The following is a 16,255-nucleotide window of genomic DNA, read 5'->3' as shown; positions in this document are numbered from 1 at the left end:
CGTCTGTTACCCCTCATGTTTGCGGTTGGCGCGCTACTCCAAAAAAAACGGCGCGTACCTGAGGCCGCGCCGTTTTCGTTGATACCTAGAAACGTTTATTGCAGTACTTCAATCACACCATCGGCACTCATATTGACCTGGCTGGTGCCGGCTTCCACTTCAGGCGTGGGCGCCGAATCGGCCATGGCGGCTTTCATCATCATCCCGCCATTGCGCGCGTAGGGCATCGGGTAGCCGTTGGTGTTGAAGTTCAGGTTGACGATCTTGTAACCCTTGCCGCCTAGCGCGTCGGTTGCCAGTTGCGCGCGGGCCTTGAAGGCGGCGACGGCGTCTTTGAGCAGCGCATCTTCGCTGGCCTTGCGCGTGGCGTCGGCGATGGCGAAGTCCATGTTTTCCATTTTCAGGGTGTTCAGCAATTCGCCGGTGAGCTTGGACAGCGCCGGGAAGTCCGCGCTTTCCAGGCGCAGTTCGGCGCGCTCACGCCAGCCGGTGATCTTCTGGTTCTTGTTGTCGTAGATCGGGTAGCTGTTGCGGCTGCCCTGGCGCAGGGTCACGCCTTTGACTTCGCGGGCTTCGCCAAGAGCCTTGTTCAGGGTGTTGGTGATTTCAGCGGCGAGCTTGGCCGGGTCGCTGTTCTGGGATTCGGTGTAGAGGGTCACGATCATCTTGTCGCGGGCAACCTCCTGGCTGACCTCGGCGCGCAGGGAAATCTGGTTGTAGTTCAGGCCTTCGGCGGCCAGGGCGGGGAGGCTGGCAAGGGTGGCGACGCCGAGGGTGATAACGGCTGCACTGCGAGTGAAACGAGACATGGAAGCTCCTTGGGGGTGTGCGTGTTCGGTATGACTGTAGACGGTGACATCGGGTTCTTCGGGTTTACACATTACCTACAAGTTGTGGCGGTGCCGACGAACGGTCATTTGCCCGGCCTGCGTCAAAGAGCCACACAGGCCGTGGCAGGGGGCCTGCTTCGTTTATACTCCTGCCGATCCGCCTGCAGCGCTCACCGGGAGAGCTCATGCTCGCCGCCGTAAAACTGACTTCCGCCACCCGCCAGAACCTCTGGCGCCTGACGTTCATCCGCACCCTGGTGCTGGCCGCACAGGCCGGTTCCGTCGGGCTTGCCTATTGGTTCGACCTGTTGCCGCTGCCATGGCTGCAACTGGGCGTGACCCTGGGTTTCTCCATCGTGCTTTGTGTGTTTACCGCGATCCGGTTGCGCACCACCTGGCCGGTCACCGAGCTGGAGTACGCCCTGCAGTTGGCCTGCGACCTGTTTATCCACAGTGTGTTGCTATATTTCTCCGGTGGCTCCACCAACCCGTTCGTCTCCTATTACCTGGTGCCCCTGACCATCGCCGCCGTGACGTTGCCGTGGCGCTATTCGGTGGTGCTGTCGGGCATTGCCCTGACGCTGTACACCCTGTTGCTGGCACGCTTCTACCCACTGCAAACTTTCCCCATCGCCCGGGAAAACCTGCAGATCTACGGGATGTGGCTGAGCTTTGCCCTATCTGCCGCGGTCATCACCTTCTTTGCCGCGCGCATGGCTGAAGAGCTGCGCCGCCAGGAAGAATTGCGCGCCATCCGCCGCGAAGAGGGCCTGCGCGACCAGCAACTGTTGGCCGTCGCCACTCAGGCTGCCGGCGCTGCTCATGAACTGGGCACACCGCTGGCGACCATGAGCGTGTTGCTCAACGAAATGACCCAGGACCATCACGACCCTGTGTTGCAAGAGGACCTCGGCGTGCTGCGCGAACAGGTCAAGCAGTGCAAGCAGACCTTGCAGCAACTGGTGCGCGCCGCCGAAGCCAATCGCCGCCTGGCGGTGGAGATGCAGGACGTGACCCAGTGGCTCGACGAGGCCCTGAACCGCTGGCACCTGATGCGCCCCGAAGCCAGCTATCGTTTTCATCTATTAGGGCAGGGCACTGTGCCGCGCATGGCACCGCCGCCCGACCTGACCCAGGCATTGCTCAACCTGCTGAACAATGCAGCCGACGCTTGCCCCGAAGGGTTGGGTGTACAACTGGATTGGGACGCGGAAAACGTCACCATCAGTATTCGTGACCACGGCGCGGGCGTGCCGCTGGCCATTGCCGAGCAGATCGGCAAACCCTTCTTTACCACCAAGGGCAAAGGCTTCGGCCTGGGCCTGTTCTTGAGCAAGGCCAGCGTGACCCGCGCGGGCGGCTCAGTGAAGCTCTATAGTCATGAGGAAGGCGGCACGCTCACCGAGCTGCGCCTGCCCCGTGTCGCACGAGGAGATATCGATGAGTGACGAGATCCAAGTCGAAGGCGAAGAACTGCCGCACCTGCTGCTGGTAGATGACGACGCCACCTTTACCCGGGTGATGGCGCGCGCCATGAGCCGTCGCGGTTTTCGCGTAAGCACCGCAGGTTCTGCCGAAGAAGGCCTGACCATCGCCCAGGCCGACCTGCCGGACTACGCCGCGCTCGACCTGAAGATGGACGGCGACTCAGGCCTGGTACTACTGCCCAAATTGCTGGAACTCGACCCGGAAATGCGCGTGGTGATCCTCACCGGTTATTCCAGCATTGCCACGGCCGTCGAGGCGATCAAGCGTGGCGCCTGCAACTACCTGTGCAAGCCGGCCGACGCCGATGACGTGCTCGCTGCCTTGCTCTCCGAGCACGCCGACCTCGACACCCTGGTGCCGGAAAACCCGATGTCGGTGGACCGCCTGCAGTGGGAACACATCCAGCGCGTGCTGACCGAGCACGAAGGCAATATCTCCGCCACCGCCCGGGCCCTGGGTATGCATCGCCGCACTTTGCAGCGCAAACTGCAAAAGCGTCCGGTACGCCGCTGAACGGTATCGGCTAGTGCCTTTTGCGCGACCACAGCCGATACCGTCCCATGGGTGTCGGCTGCTTAGTACGGGCGCGCAACACTGCCGTCGAACAGGTTGTAGCGTTGATCTGGCATTTTTGCCGGGGACTCCAAGTACACGTATAAAACCCCGTCTTGTGTTTTTGTCGCTTTGACCTCCAATGAGGCTTCCGGCTCGACGGCCACATGGTCAAATAAGAAGCTGCTGGACAGGTTCTTTTTCGGAACTGATTCGTCGAACACATAGACCACGGGCTTGTTATTCGAAGCGCCTGAAGCGTTTTTCGCCCAGGCTCCCCAACTCTTTGCATTGAAGGCTTGGGTGGAGGCTGATTGAACAGCTGCGTCTCTGAACACTTTCCCCACTCCGTTTTTCAATGCGGCTTCGCCATCGGCAGTGACATAGGCGTAGCGATAGGCTTTACCGGTGTAATCCGCTTGGCTGTCGAAATCCGCCAGGAACGCTTGCAGTTGTTCAGAGTATTGACGCTCATCCGGCTGACGGCGCAGTTCACTGTTTATTTCGTCCGATCCCGCTTCGGTATATTCATTCAGGCTTTCAGAGAGCTCCGCTTTGGACGCCCGGATCAGGTTGGATAAATCATCCTGTATTTGCGTGGTCTCGGCCTCGCTGAATGAACTACTGTCCCGGTTAATGTTTGCAATCGCCTCGTTAAGCTGTGCTTTTGCAGAGGGCTGGCTGCGCTGCCATGGAAACTTCATTCCTCCGGCGCCTTCAAACCGTACCCACTCGCCGGCGGTATTCAAATGCACCGTCATGACGGATTGCCTGGAAGCAGGGTCAATAATCTCTACATAGCCATCGCTAAGTTTGAACGTCGATTTGATTTCATAGATGTGTACGATCGCAGAATGATCGGTATGTTTGATCAGCCAGCGGTCCATTCCGTCAGCACCGGGAACCTGATAAATGTGATTGGCGTTGCGTGGTATACCGTCGATAAGCCTTTCGCCATCTGTAACGGCATAGGCGCTGATATTGCCCGACGCTTGCGGGCGTAAGCGGTTGAACGTTTCCCAGGGTGTGTGCTCTTCAGCTAGCGGCATAAGGCTGTCGGAAGTGGGTTCGGCAACGTTGTCCGCAAACGCTATTTCGACGGTCTCTGCGCCTTTGCCCAGCCTGGATGCTCCGCCTGCGATCCCGGGGGCCGCATTGAGTAAGCCAAACACGATCCGGTCTGTCCCGGCCGATTTTCCGTGGGCCAGGTCATCAATGCCAATACCTGTTTCCATGAGACCTGCGCCGGCGTAAAGGACGTCCAGTGCCAAGCCAATCTCCGGCATCAGAAATGCCAGGGGGGTCAGCATCAGGGCCGTGGCGGTTGCCGCCTCCGTAACCCTTAATAAGGTCGCCTTGTTGACGTCGGAGTCGGTGGTAATGTTGTGATTGGCGTCGGCGTAGGAGCGCTCTTTCTGGTTTAGGGTAATGGTGTTGAAGGGGCAGCCCTCGATGGGCTCCAGCGTGATATAGCGTTGGGGGTCCCAACCATTGGGTGATGTGAAACCCAGGGGGTCTGGTTTATGGGCCTCGGTCCAGCCACCGAGGCCTTTCAGGGATTGGTCCACACCGTCGGAAAAATACTTGTCGTCCTGATCGGATTTTTTGAAGTGAGCGCGCAAGGCCGCGCGCTTTTTCGGGTCAGCCGCTTGATCCGCGACCCAGGTTTTCATCTCTTCGGGGCTGTCAAACCGGTGGATGGGGGAGGCGTTACCGGGAATATGCAGCAGGGTGGCCTTTATGTCTTTGCCATTGGCGTCCTGCCGGACTGTTTTGTCGATGACATACATCAAGTCGGTGGACTTATCACCGTTGACAGACAGCAGGCCGATCTCAAGTTTTGGATCCTTGGCATAGGTGGCCTCCAGGTTTTTCATACTGGTTTCCAGCCAGGGCTTGCCCGGTGCAAGCCCGGCAGCCCGCATTGCCAGGTGTGCATCCTGTTCACTCAGGCTGCCTTCCTGCGCCTGTGTATGGGCGGCTTGGGCAAACGCGATCTTGCTCAATTGCTGGTAGGTGGTTTCATGGGACCGCCAGAAACTGTCCAGATACTTTTTATACGGGGCGGCGAGTTCCGTATTCCAAACGAGATCACGGAACGCTTGGGGGGCAAACGGGAGTTTTGAGGATAGATCCGGTGATGGTGTTTTTTGGTTCGCAATACTCCCCACGACGTATTCAAACATGTTGTCAGGATTGGGCAGGGTGGGGGGCGAGGGGGCTCTAAATAAATTAAGGAGGCCGCCAACGACCGAGAATTTGCCAATGATATCCAGCACTTTTTTGTTGGTTTTTTGGGCAGATGAGAGCGTGTTGTCGTCGGTGTTGAGGGTGCGCATGTTGGTAAGCGCTGCATCAGTAAGACTGATGCTGTTGAGCATCTTGCCGTCACGTGGTTTGCCTTTGGAAAGGTCGTAGTTAGTGGTGACGATATAGGTTGTGTCAGGGTTGATCGTCATGCCGAATTTTTTGTGCAGGGCACGTGCGATCAATTTTGAAACTTCCTGCGCAGGCGTCAACAGGCTGCTCACATTGTTCTTTATATAGCGCTGCACGTCCTCGCTGCTGTGCGGCAATTGCGTGTGATAAACGTCAGTAGGGCGCCCCGGTGAACTCGGCTTTTTCTCCCGTACGTCGGTTATCGGCTGCGGCGTTCTCGTGGTTGCGTAGTGCGAGGCGGTTGGGAAAAAGGAAACGAAGGGGACGCTCTGGGATCTCGGCATGCTTTCATATTCTCTGAAGTGCCGTCCTGGCTAGGTGCATATTGAATGCTGAGCCGGTAAGTTGGTGAAATTGGCGCTTAAGTTCCTGGCCTTGTATGTGCAGTCTTTTCCTGCGCGGTCCGACCGAGTAGGGAGGGCAAACATTAAATAAAATTCATGAACTGAACGTTGACTGAACGATATGTTTCAGACCGCGTGGCCTATCGGGCTGATCCACTATGATCGAACCGGTGTCATTCATTTTTTTTCGACCGAGCCTGAACAATGAACCATAACGCTGAGTATTCCGCGGTCAACGACGCGGTGCGTGGGCAATTCTTCCGCCGAACCTGGGCGATGATCACACCGTATTGGCGCAGCGAAGAGAAGGGCAAGGCCTGGTTGTTGCTGGCGGCGGTGATTGGCCTGTCGCTGTTCAGCGTGGCGATCTCCGTGTGGATCAACCACTGGTACAAGGATTTCTACAACGCTCTGGAGAAAAAGGACACCGATGCCTTCTGGCAACTGATTGGCTATTTCGGCGGGATCGCCGCCGTGGCGATTCTGGGCGCGGTGTATCGCTTGTACCTGACCCAGATGCTGACCATCCGCTGGCGTGCCTGGCTCACCGAGAAACACTTCGCGCGGTGGCTCGCCGACAAGAACTACTACCAGCTGGAGCAGGGCGGCTACACCGATAACCCGGACCAGCGGATTTCCGAAGACCTCAATAACTTCACTTCCAGCACCTTGAGCCTGGGCCTCGGGTTGCTGCGTAACGTGGTCAGCCTGGTGTCGTTCTCCATCATCCTGTGGGGCGTGTCGGGCAGCATCGAAGTGTTTGGCATCACCATCCCCGGCTACATGTTCTGGTGCGCGCTGTTGTATGCCGCCGTCGGCAGTTGGCTGACGCACTTGATCGGCCGTCGCTTGATCGGCTTGAGCAACCAACAACAACGTTTCGAAGCGGACCTGCGTTTCTCCATGGTGCGCGTGCGTGAGAACGCCGAAAGTATTGCGCTGTACAACGGCGAGCCGAATGAAAACCAGCGCCTGAGCGCACGTTTCGGCAAGGTCTGGCACAACTTCTGGGACATCATGAAAGTGTCCAAGCGCCTGACGTTCTTCACCGCCGGCTACAGCCAGATCGCAATCATCTTCCCGTTCATCGTCGCCGCGCCGCGCTACTTCACCGGCAAGATCGAGCTGGGCGAGCTGATGCAAATCAACTCGGCCTTCGGCAATGTACAAGAGAACTTCAGTTGGTTTATCAGCGCGTATTCGGAGTTGGCGTCGTGGCGCGCCACCAGTGATCGTCTGTTGAGCTTCCACCAGGCCATGAGCGAGAACGAGCAGCGCGCGCCGGCCATCGACGTGCGCCCGGAAGGCGAGCGCCTGGTGGTGCAAGACCTGGGCATGGACCTGGCCGACGGCCGCCATTTGCTCACCCATGCCGACATGACGGTGGAGCCGGGCCAGCGCGTGATGCTCAGTGGTCGTTCCGGCAGTGGCAAAAGTACGTTGCTGCGGGCGATGGGGCATTTATGGCCCGCAGGCCACGGCAGCATTCGCCTGCCGGCGGCGCGCTACCTGTTCCTGCCGCAAAAGCCCTACCTGCCGATTGGCACGCTGAAGGCGGTGTTGAGTTATCCACAGGAGGACAGCCTCTACCCGGCCGAACGTTATGCACAGGTGCTGGAGACCTGTCGCCTGCCGCATCTGGTGGCGCGCCTGGACGAAGCCAATCACTGGCAGCGCATGCTCTCGCCGGGTGAGCAGCAGCGCCTGGCGTTTGCCCGCGCGTTGTTGTTCGCACCGCAATGGCTGTACATGGACGAAGCCACCTCGGCCATGGATGAAGAGGACGAGGCGACGTTGTACCAGGCGTTGATCGATGAGTTGCCGGGGCTGAGCATCGTCAGCGTCGGCCATCGCAGCAGCCTAAAGCGCTTCCATGGGCGGCATGTGCGGATCGAGAGCGGGTTGTTGCGGGAGCAACCCGTGGCTTAAGGCCGCATGCGGTCAAAACTGTGGGAGCGGGCTTGCTCGCGAATGCGTTGTGTCAGTTGTAGTTGCTGTGACTGACACAACGCATTCGCGAGCAAGCCCGCTCCCACGTTGGGTTTCCAGTGTTCTTGAGAATGAGCAGGTAACAAAAAGCCCGGCTGATCATCGATCAGCCGGGCTTATTTGTGCGTGAAGAGAAGTTACTTCTTCAAGCCGTAATGCTCATCCAGCATGCCTGGGGCGTTCGGCGTTTTTGGCGCGTAGTCCCGTGGCGGCTCCTGGTTTTCCCGGGGTGGGGTCAGGCGCTCCCGTGGGGTTTGCGGTGCATCGGAATGCAACGCGGCCAGCAGGCGCTGACGGGTGATGTCGTCGAGGGCCAGGCGGTTGGCACCATCGGCGAGGTGATCCTGTACTTCCTGGTAGCTCTGGGTGAGTTTCTTGACCAGGGTCGCGGTGCTGTTGAAGTGGGTAACAACCTCGTTCTGATAACTGTCAAAACGTTCCTGGATGTCATCCAGCTGACGCTGCGTGCGGTTAGGCGCGGCATTGGGCAGCAAGCGAGCAACCAGGAAACCAATGGCGACACCGGCAACCAGGGCAAGAGTCGGCAACAACCAAACTAAGAGCGAGTGTTCCACGAGTCCTTCCTCTATAAACGGCTTTGCTTTACGTTAACGGCTCGGACCTGCGCTGTATACCGCGATTAAGCTCGCAATGATGCCATGCACAGACTTTTAGCTAGACGAGTCGACCCTTTGAGAGGTCACGGAGTTCATTCCTTGCTCATGCGTGAAACCCCCGTTTTGATCGATGGCCCGGTGGGCCAATTGGAAGCCCTGTACCTGGATCACCCCGAGCCACGTGGCCTGGCGCTGATCTGCCACCCCAATCCGGTGCAGGGTGGGACCATGCTCAATAAAGTCGTTTCGACCCTGCAACGTACCGCCCGCGATGCCGGTTTGATTACCTTGCGTTTCAATTACCGTGGCGTCGGCGCCAGTGCCGGCACTCACGACATGAGCACCGGTGAAGTGGATGACGCCGAAGCGGCCGCCACCTGGCTGCGGGAAAAACACCCGGATTTGCCGATCACCTTGCTCGGTTTCTCCTTCGGCGGCTATGTGGCGGCCAGCCTCGGCGGACGCCTGGAAGCCAAGGGCGAACAACTCGCGCACCTGTTCATGGTGGCCGCGGCGGTGATGCGCCTGCGTGATACCGACGTGCTGCCACAGGGCTGCCCGCTGACCCTGATCCAGCCGGAAACCGACGAAGTGGTCGACCCGCAGACCGTCTACGACTGGTCCGCCGCCCTGAAACGCCCCCATGAGCTGCTGAAAGTGGCAGAATGCGGGCACTTTTTTCATGGCAAGCTCACCGATCTGAAGGATCTGGTGCTGCCGCGCCTCTCGAATTGATAGCAGTCTGATAAGCGATTACCCATGACGACTCGTACCCGTATCCTCACCGGCATCACCACCACCGGCACGCCGCACCTGGGCAACTACGCTGGCGCGATCCGCCCGGCGATCCTTGCCAGCCAGGATGCCAATGCCGACTCCTTCTACTTCCTGGCCGACTACCACGCCCTGATCAAGTGCGATGACCCGCAGCGCATCCAGCGCTCGCGTATGGAAATCGCTGCGACCTGGTTGGCCGGTGGCCTGGATGTGAACCGGGTGACGTTCTATCGCCAGTCGGACATCCCGGAAATCCCCGAGCTGACCTGGCTGCTCACCTGCGTGGCCGCCAAGGGCCTGCTCAACCGCGCCCATGCGTACAAAGCCTCGGTGGACAAGAACGTGGACGCCGGCGAAGACCCGGATGCGGGCATCAGCATGGGCCTTTACAGCTACCCTGTGTTGATGGCGGCGGACATCCTGATGTTCAACGCGCACAAGGTGCCGGTCGGCCGCGACCAGATCCAGCACGTGGAAATGGCCCGCGACATCGGCCAGCGCTTCAACCACCTGTTCGGCAACGGTAAAGAATTCTTCACCATGCCCGAGGCGCTGATCGAAGAAAGCGTCGCCACCTTGCCGGGCCTGGATGGCCGCAAGATGTCCAAGAGCTACGACAACACCATCCCGTTGTTCACCAGCGCCAAGGACATGAAAGACGCCATCTCGCGCATCGTCACCGACTCCCGCGCGCCGGGCGAAGCCAAAGACCCGGACAACTCGCACCTGTTCACCTTGTACCAGGCGTTTGCCAGCAAGGCTCAGGAAGAAGAGTTCCGCGCTGAATTGCTGCAAGGTCTGGGCTGGGGCGAGGCGAAGAACCGCCTGTTCCAACTGCTCGACGGTCAACTGGGTGAAGCCCGCGAGCGTTACCATCAATTGATGTCGCGCCCGTCCGACATGGAAGACCTGCTGCTGATCGGTGCCAAGAAAGCCCGTGCCGTGGCGGCGCCGTTCCTGGCTGAGTTGCGTGAAGCGGTGGGCTTGCGCTCGTTCGTCAATCAAGCGGCAGCGCCGGTGGCGGCCAAGAAGAAAGCTGCGAAAGCGGCGCGCTTCGTGAGCTTCCGTGAAGCTGACGGCAGCTTCCGCTTCCGTCTGCTGGCCGCCGATGGCGAACAACTGCTGCTGTCGCGCAACTTTGCCGACGGTAAAGCCGCTGGCGCGGTGACCAAGCAGCTGCAAAGTGGCGACGCCCTGGACGTACGCAACGAAGCCCAGGGCTTCAGCGTATGGCTGGACGGCGCTGCGGTGGCCGACAGCGCCGAGTTCGCCGACGAAGCGTCGCGCGATGCGGCCATCGACGCCCTGCGCGTTGCGTTGACCCCTATCGAGGATTAACCCGACCAAGGGTTGATTGCCATTATCCAGGGCCGTCGTTACAGTGACGGCCCGTTTTTGTTGCCTTGCTAACGAAATTATGACGCCCCTAGAACGATATCAAGCTGATCTGAAACGCCCTGAATTCTTCCATGATGCGGCTCAGGAAAATGCGGTGCGCCATTTGCAGCGCCTGTACGACGACCTGATCGCCGCTTCGCAAAACAAGCCAGGGATGTTCAGCAAGCTGTTTGGCAAGAAAGACCACACGCCGGTCAAAGGCTTGTACTTCTGGGGCGGCGTCGGCCGGGGCAAGACTTACCTGGTAGACACCTTCTTCGAAGCGCTGCCGTTCAAGGAAAAGGTCCGGACGCACTTCCACCGCTTCATGAAGCGCGTGCACGAAGAAATGAAGACCCTGCCGGGCGAGAAGAACCCGCTGACGATCATCGCCAAGCGTTTCTCCGAAGAAGCGCGGGTGATCTGCTTCGATGAATTCTTCGTCTCCGACATCACCGATGCCATGATCCTCGGCACCCTGATGGAAGAGCTGTTCAAGAACGGCGTGACCCTGGTCGCCACCTCGAACATCGTGCCTGATGGTTTGTACAAGGATGGCCTGCAACGTGCGCGCTTCTTGCCCGCCATTGCGCTGATCAAGCAGAACACCGAGATCGTCAACGTCGACAGTGGCGTCGATTACCGCCTGCGCCATCTGGAGCAAGCGGAGCTGTTCCATTTCCCGCTGAACGAAGCGGCCCACGAGAGCCTGAAAAAGAGCTTCCGTGCGCTGACGCCGGAATGCACCCAGGCAGTGGAAAACGACAAGCTGATGATCGAGAACCGCGAAATCATCGCCTTGCGCACCTGTGATGACGTGGCCTGGTTCGACTTCCGCGCCCTCTGCGACGGCCCGCGCAGCCAGAACGACTACATCGAGCTGGGCAAGATCTTCCACGCGGTGATCCTGAGTGGCGTGGAGCAGATGAGCGTCACCACCGACGACATTGCACGCCGTTTCATCAACATGGTCGACGAGTTCTACGACCGCAACGTGAAGCTGATCATCTCGGCGGAAGTTGAGCTCAAGGACCTGTACACCGGTGGTCGCTTGAACTTCGAGTTCCAACGTACGCTGAGCCGCTTGCTGGAAATGCAGTCCCACGAGTTCCTGTCGCGCGGTCACAAGCCCTAAGAACGCTGTAGATCAAATGTGGGAGCGGGCTTGCTCGCGAATACGGAGTGTCAGGCACTGGAAATGGTGACTGATCCAACGCATTCGCGAGCAAGCCCGCTCCCACATTGTTTACTGCGTCAACCTTTCTTATGCGGCCTGCTGGAACTGCTGCCGATACTGGTTCGGTGACAGTTCCGTGTGCTGCCTGAACAACCGCGCAAAGAAACTCGCATCGTCGTAACCCACCTCATAACTGATGGTCTTGATGCTCTTGCGGCTGCCCGAGAGCAGGCCCTTGGCCGTCTCGATGCGCAGGCGTTGCAGGTAGTGCAATGGCTTGTCACCGGTGGCGGTCTGGAAGCGGCGCATGAAGTTGCGGATGCTCATGCCGTGTTCCCGGGCCACGTCTTCGAAGCGGAACTTGTCGGCAAAGTGCTCTTCGAGCCAGTGCTGGATCTGCAGGATGATCACGTCCTGGTGCAGCTTCTGCCCGCCAAACCCGATGCGTCCTGGTGAGTAGCTGCGTTGCACTTCGTAAAGGATGTCGCGGGCCACGGCCTGGGCGATGTTGGCGCCGCAGAAGCGTTCGATCAGGTAGATATAAAGGTCGCACGCCGACGTGGTGCCGCCGGCGCAATACAGGTTGTCGGCGTCGGTGAGGTGCTTGTCCTGATTGAGCTGGACTCGGGGGAAACGCTCGCTGAAGGCGTTGAAGAAACGCCAGTAGGTGGTCGCTTCCTTGCCATCGAGCAGGCCGGCCTCAGCCAGCCAGAACACCCCGGTGGCTTCGCCGCAGAGTACGGCGCCACGCGCGTGTTGTTCTCGCAGCCACGGCAACACTTGCGGGTAGCGTGCGCACAGCGCGTCGAAATCATCCCAGAAGGCCGGCAATACGATGATGTCGGCGTTTTCCAGGCCGCCGTCCACCGGCATGATCACATTGCTGAAGCTGCGTACCGATTGCCCGTCGGGGCTGACCAGGCGTGTTTCGAATGCGGGGGTGAGGCCCAGGCCTTGTTGTTTGCCGTAACGCAGGCTGGCGAGGTGGAAGAAATCCTTGGCTTGCATGAGGGTGGAAGCGAATACCCGATCAATGGCCAAAATGCTGACGCGCCGCAACGGCGTGGAGATTTGGTTAGACATAATTTCATTTATTCTTATAGGGGAAAGTGGTCACCAGACGGCTGGATCGTCTTATTTTTTGTCGCATGTGTCCAGTGTCCCGTGATGCTTTCGCGGCATAGTCTCTGTGGGCTCGTCCTTGTCCGACAATCCACGCAGGTGACCCATGATTCCCAGAACCTTGTACAGCCCGGAGCACGAACTCTTCCGCGACAGCGTGCGCACTTTCCTCGAAAAAGACGCCGCGCCGTTCCATGGGCAATGGGAAAAACAGGGCTATATCGACCGTGGCCTGTGGAGCAAGGCGGGGGAGGCGGGGATGTTGTGTTCCCATCTGCCGGAAGAATACGGCGGCTTGGGCGCGGACTTTTTGTACAGCGCCGTGGTGATCGAAGAGATCAGCCGACTGGGCCTGACCGGCATCGGTTTCTCCCTGCATTCGGACATCGTGGCACCGTACATCCTGCATTACGGCAGTGAGGCGCTGAAGCACAAATACCTGCCCAAGTTGATCTCCGGCGAGATGGTCACCGCGATTGCCATGACCGAGCCGGGCGCCGGGTCCGACCTGCAAGGGGTCAAGACCACCGCGGTGCTGGACGGTGATGAGTATGTGATCAACGGCTCCAAGACCTTCATCACCAATGGCTACCTGGCCGAATTGGTGATCGTCGTCGCCAAGACCGACCCCAAGGCCGGTGCCAAGGGCACCAGCCTGTTCCTGGTGGAGGCCGACACGCCAGGCTTCGACAAGGGCAAGCGCCTGGAAAAGGTGGGCATGAAAGCCCAGGACACCTCCGAGCTGTTCTTCCAGGACGTGCGAGTGCCCAAGGAAAACCTGCTGGGCCAGGCCGGCATGGGCTTCGCGTACTTGATGCAGGAGTTGCCCCAGGAACGGCTGACCGTGGCGATTGGCGCCGTGTCTTCAGCCGAGGCGGCCCTGGCGTGGACGCTGGAGTACACCCGCGAGCGCAAGGCGTTTGGCAAGGCGATTGCCGATTTTCAGAACACCCGGTTCAAGCTGGCGGAGATGGCCACCGAGATTCAGATCGGGCGTGTGTTTGTGGACAAGTGCATCGCGTTGCACCTGGAGGGCAAGCTGGATGTGCCCACGGCGGCGATGGCCAAATACTGGGCCACGGATTTGCAATGCAAGGTGCTCGATGAGTGCGTGCAGTTGCACGGTGGTTACGGCTTTATGTGGGAATACCCGATTGCGCGGGCGTGGGCGGATGCGCGGGTGCAGCGGATTTATGCGGGGACCAATGAGATCATGAAAGAGATTATTGCGCGGGCGCTTTGATTTTTTTGGTGTTGCTGAGGGCCTCATCGCAGGCAAGCCAGCTCCCACATTTTGAACTGTGAATACATTCAAATGTGGGCGCTGGCTTGCCTGCGATGGCGGCTTAAAGATCAATCAAGGCGCAGGGTTCGGATGATCCTTCTGAATCGCCTCAATCCCCTCCAACACCTCTTTCGACAATTTCAGGTCGGCACTGGCAATGTTGCTGTCCAGTTGCTCAAGCGACGTGGCGCCAATGATGTTGCTGGTCACAAAAGGTTGCTGCGTCACAAACGCCAACGCCATCTGCGCCGGGTCCAGCCCATGTTCCCGCGCCAGTGCCACATAACGGCTGCAGGCCGCTTCCGACTGCGGGTTGAAGTAGCGGCTGAAGCGGCTGTATTCGGTCAGGCGTGCCTTGGCCGGGCGTGCGCCGTTCTCGTACTTGCCGCTGAGCATGCCGAACGCCAGGGGCGAGTAGGCCAGCAGGCCGCACTGTTCACGAATGGCGACTTCCGCCAGGCCCACTTCAAAGCTGCGGTTGAGCAGGTTGTAGGGGTTCTGGATCGACACGGCGCGGGTCCAGCCACGAGCTTCGGCCAGGGCCAGAAATTTCATGGTGCCCCACGGGGTTTCGTTGGACAGGCCGATGTGGCGGATCTTGCCGGCCTTGACCTGCTCGTCCAGCACCTCAAGGGTTTCTTCCAGTGGGGTGAGGTTGTCTTCGTCCTTGTGCTTGTAGCTCAGTTGGCCGAAGAAGTTGGTGCTGCGCTCCGGCCAGTGCAGCTGATAGAGGTCGATCCAGTCGGTCTGCAGGCGCTTGAGGCTGGCATCCAGGGCTTCGACGATGTGCTTGCGGTTATGGCGCAGGTGGCCGTCGCGGATGTAGTCGATGGTGTTGCCGGGGCCGGCAATCTTGCTGGCCAGGACCCAGTCGGCACGGTCGCCGCGGCTTTTGAAGTAGTTACCGATGTAGCGTTCGGTGGTGGCGTAGGTGTCGGCCTTGGGCGGCACCGGGTACATTTCGGCGGTGTCGAGGAAGTTGATCCCCGCGGCCTTGGCCCGCTCGATCTGTGCGAAGGCCTCTGCCTCGCTGTTCTGCTCGCCCCAGGTCATGGTGCCCAAGGCTATCGCGCTCACGTTCAGATCCGTACGGCCCAGCTGTCGATAATCCATCGGGTACTCCTTCGGGGAAAACAATCATAAAAGCAGGTTGAATTTTTTTTGGCAATCTGCATAATTGCCCACCTCTTTCTGCAGTGGAAGTGATGCGCCGCCTGCCGAAGAATCTTGCCGTTGAACGGACGCGCCGACCCGAGCCCCCGATAGCGTCTGTATCCGGCTGCCTTTGACCTTGTCAAAGTACGCACTATTCAGTAAGATCCGCCGTCTAAATTTACAGGCGGCCCCTGAGGCTATTAAAGAATGACAACTTTTACTGCAAAACCGGAAACAGTTCAGCGCGACTGGTTTGTCGTCGACGCCGCTGGTCAGACCCTGGGTCGTCTGGCCACTGAAGTCGCCAGCCGTCTGCGTGGCAAGCACAAGCCTGAGTACACCCCGCACGTTGATACCGGCGACTACATCGTCATCATCAACGCTGAGCAGGTTCGTGTAACCGGCAACAAAGCAAGCGACAAAATGTACTACCGTCACTCCGGTTTCCCAGGCGGTATCAAGTCTTCCAACTTCGAAGGCCTGATTGCCAAGAAGCCTGAAGCCCCGATCGAAATCGCGGTCAAAGGCATGCTGCCTAAGGGCCCACTGGGTCGCGATATGTTTCGCAAGCTGAAAGTCTATGCGGGCGCTGTACACCCTCATGCTGCTCAGCAGCCCCAAGAACTGAAGTTTTAACGGAATAGTTCATTATGTCGGCGACTCAAAATTACGGCACTGGCCGTCGCAAAACCGCAACCGCACGCGTTTTCCTGCGTCCGGGCACTGGTAACATCTCGATCAACAACCGCTCCCTGGACAACTTCTTCGGCCGCGAAACTGCCCGCATGGTAGTTCGTCAGCCGCTGGAACTGACCGAGACCGTTGAAAAGTTCGACATCTACGTCACCGTTATCGGTGGCGGTGTAAGTGGTCAAGCTGGCGCAATCCGCCACGGTATCACTCGCGCACTGATGAGCTACGACGAAACCCTGCGTAGCGCTCTGCGCAAAGCTGGCTTCGTGACTCGCGATGCCCGTGAAGTTGAACGTAAGAAAGTCGGTCTGCGTAAAGCGCGTAAGCGTCCGCAGTACTCGAAGCGTTAATTCGCTTTACGTTCCACAAAAACGCCCAGCCTCCTCACGGAGCTGGGCGTTTTTTATTGC

14 protein-coding genes are annotated in these 16,255 nt (G+C 59.0%); 9 read left to right on the top strand and 5 right to left on the bottom strand.

The genetic code is table 11. The features are described from left to right. Positions 1-95: 95 nt before the first annotated feature. On the bottom strand, positions 96-809 hold the full coding sequence (locus M2394_RS07015; RefSeq protein ID WP_178919089.1) for an SIMPL domain-containing protein: 714 nt from the start codon (positions 807-809) through the stop codon (positions 96-98). Between the two features lie 206 nt (positions 810-1,015). Here M2394_RS07015 and M2394_RS07010 point away from each other — a divergent pair, with 206 nt between their 5' ends. Beyond that, a complete protein-coding gene (locus M2394_RS07010) occupies positions 1,016-2,278 on the top strand; it encodes an ATP-binding protein (RefSeq protein ID WP_176995111.1) in 1,263 nt (420 codons plus the stop codon). Continuing rightward, positions 2,271-2,831: a response regulator transcription factor gene (locus tag M2394_RS07005; RefSeq protein WP_003171731.1), complete on the top strand. Its 561-nt coding sequence runs from the start codon at positions 2,271-2,273 to the stop codon at positions 2,829-2,831. Before M2394_RS07010 ends, M2394_RS07005 begins: the two co-directional genes overlap by 8 nt. Before the next feature lie 62 nt (positions 2,832-2,893). Here the strand turns inward: M2394_RS07005 and M2394_RS07000 are convergent, their stop codons facing one another. Continuing rightward, on the bottom strand, positions 2,894-5,593 hold the full coding sequence (locus tag M2394_RS07000; protein WP_259171956.1) for a dermonecrotic toxin domain-containing protein: 2,700 nt from the start codon (positions 5,591-5,593) through the stop codon (positions 2,894-2,896). 264 nt (positions 5,594-5,857) lie between these two features. On the opposite strand from M2394_RS07000, the gene M2394_RS06995 reads away from it, so the two are divergent. Next, positions 5,858-7,582 (top strand): ABC transporter ATP-binding protein/permease, encoded by a 1,725-nt coding sequence (locus M2394_RS06995; RefSeq protein ID WP_259171955.1) that lies wholly within the window; start codon positions 5,858-5,860, stop codon positions 7,580-7,582. Positions 7,583-7,779: 197 nt separating this feature from the next. On the opposite strand, the gene M2394_RS06990 is transcribed toward M2394_RS06995, so the two are convergent. Continuing rightward, positions 7,780-8,217 carry a YhcB family protein gene (locus M2394_RS06990; protein WP_003171734.1) on the bottom strand — a complete coding sequence of 146 codons (438 nt, stop codon included), beginning with the start codon at positions 8,215-8,217 and terminating at the stop codon, positions 7,780-7,782. 147 nt (positions 8,218-8,364) lie between these two features. Between M2394_RS06990 and M2394_RS06985 the strand changes: the two genes are divergently transcribed. The 3 genes from M2394_RS06985 (at position 8,365) to zapE (ending at position 11,548) form a co-directional block, all read left to right on the top strand. Continuing rightward, the gene (locus M2394_RS06985; RefSeq protein WP_176995109.1) at positions 8,365-8,994 is read left to right on the top strand and encodes an alpha/beta hydrolase; all 630 of its coding nucleotides are present in this window, start codon (positions 8,365-8,367) and stop codon (positions 8,992-8,994) included. Between the two features lie 24 nt (positions 8,995-9,018). Further along, on the top strand, positions 9,019-10,374 hold the full coding sequence (locus tag M2394_RS06980; protein ID WP_259171954.1) for a tryptophan--tRNA ligase: 1,356 nt from the start codon (positions 9,019-9,021) through the stop codon (positions 10,372-10,374). A gap of 79 nt (positions 10,375-10,453) precedes the next feature. Then, positions 10,454-11,548, top strand: coding sequence for a cell division protein ZapE (zapE, locus tag M2394_RS06975; RefSeq protein ID WP_176995107.1), 1,095 nt, complete (start codon positions 10,454-10,456; stop codon positions 11,546-11,548). Positions 11,549-11,677: 129 nt separating this feature from the next. Here zapE and M2394_RS06970 read toward each other — a convergent pair whose 3' ends face one another. After that, a complete protein-coding gene (locus M2394_RS06970) occupies positions 11,678-12,598 on the bottom strand; it encodes a GlxA family transcriptional regulator (protein ID WP_259172028.1) in 921 nt (306 codons plus the stop codon). A gap of 220 nt (positions 12,599-12,818) precedes the next feature. On the opposite strand from M2394_RS06970, the gene M2394_RS06965 reads away from it, so the two are divergent. Next, on the top strand, positions 12,819-13,955 hold the full coding sequence (locus M2394_RS06965; RefSeq protein ID WP_176995106.1) for an acyl-CoA dehydrogenase family protein: 1,137 nt from the start codon (positions 12,819-12,821) through the stop codon (positions 13,953-13,955). Positions 13,956-14,069: 114 nt separating this feature from the next. Here M2394_RS06965 and M2394_RS06960 read toward each other — a convergent pair whose 3' ends face one another. After that, entirely contained in the window at positions 14,070-15,110 is a 1,041-nt protein-coding gene (locus tag M2394_RS06960; protein ID WP_176995105.1) for an NADP(H)-dependent aldo-keto reductase, read from the bottom strand. A gap of 249 nt (positions 15,111-15,359) precedes the next feature. On the opposite strand from M2394_RS06960, the gene rplM reads away from it, so the two are divergent. Continuing rightward, positions 15,360-15,788, top strand: a complete 429-nt coding sequence (gene rplM, locus M2394_RS06955) for a 50S ribosomal protein L13 (protein WP_003188508.1) — start codon at positions 15,360-15,362, stop codon at positions 15,786-15,788. A gap of 14 nt (positions 15,789-15,802) precedes the next feature. Further along, positions 15,803-16,195, top strand: a complete 393-nt coding sequence (gene rpsI / locus M2394_RS06950; RefSeq protein ID WP_016971570.1) for a 30S ribosomal protein S9 — start codon at positions 15,803-15,805, stop codon at positions 16,193-16,195. Positions 16,196-16,255 lie beyond the last annotated feature (60 nt).

Origin of the sequence: Pseudomonas sp. BIGb0164 (assembly GCF_024810135.1) — a bacterium.
Lineage (GTDB): Bacteria > Pseudomonadota > Gammaproteobacteria > Pseudomonadales > Pseudomonadaceae > Aquipseudomonas.
This window is presented reverse-complemented; position numbering and strand designations above follow the sequence as displayed.